This window comes from Skermania sp. ID1734, from assembly GCF_007489285.1.
Taxonomy (GTDB): domain Bacteria; phylum Actinomycetota; class Actinomycetes; order Mycobacteriales; family Mycobacteriaceae; genus ID1734.
On sequence record NZ_VLIY01000053.1, the window covers coordinates 1 to 878 of the forward strand.

Consider the following 878-nt stretch of genomic DNA (forward strand, 5'->3'; position numbering starts at 1 on the left):
TCTTGGCCTACGACACCGAAATAAGATCCGTCGTCTGCACGACAAATGCGATCGAAAGCATAAACGCACGAATTCGAAGAGCGGTGCGTGCCCGTGGCCATTTCCCCAACGAGCAGGCCGCGCTCAAATGCATCTACCTGGCCGTAATGAGCCTCGATCCCGCCGGCACCGGCCGCAAGCGCTGGACCAACCGCTGGTTGAAGGCTCTCAACGCCTTCGACGTCACCTTCGACGGCCGCGTATCCGCTGGACGAAAATAACAGAGAGACAACGATTTACACCAATTGCTGGACAGTCCCTTCGGCGAAGTTCGGTGATTGCATTCACAGGAGCGGTGAGGGCACCGGTGTGGTGGTGACGCCGGCACCCTGTGACAGCAGTTACGCGACTGATCATGTGACGGGCGTGTTGTGGGAAGAACCGAACGAATGCCCGCGTGACTGGGTCTCGACGAAGAACTCCTCCAAGCAGCCGGAGGAGGTGATCTTGTGCCTGGGTCCGGAGTAGTGTCGGGTATCGAATCGTTGAAAGTGCAAGGGGGTCAACATGTCTGAGACGGTCTCTCGTCTGACCATCGCCCAGTTGGGTGGGTTGTCTCGGTTGGCTGCTGGTGGGCAGGGGGTGGTGTTTTCGGCGCCGGCGGTGCGGATGCAGTATGCGTCGTCGTTGGTGTTCAAGGAGTATCGCGCGGATGTGCGGGCGGGGTTGGATGTGTCGGTGTTGGAGGCGATGCCGGCGTATTTGGAGTCGTTGCCGTTTTCGGCGGGGATGGAGTTGTTGTCGCGGTCGGCGTGGCCGTGTCGGTTGGTGGAAAGCGATGGTGTGGTTGTCGGTTTCGTGATGCCGGCGATTCCGCCGGAGTTTTTTGTGCAGATGCG

At 59.6% G+C, this 878-nt stretch carries 2 protein-coding genes; both read left to right on the top strand.

Translation table 11 applies throughout. The features are described 5' to 3' along the window. Positions 1-260: transposase (locus tag FOS14_RS24505; RefSeq protein WP_143773016.1), on the top strand; the 260-nt coding region annotated here is incomplete at its 5' end. Between the two features lie 286 nt (positions 261-546). After that, on the top strand, positions 547-878 hold a 332-nt coding region (locus tag FOS14_RS24510), incomplete at its 3' end, for a hypothetical protein (protein ID WP_143773432.1).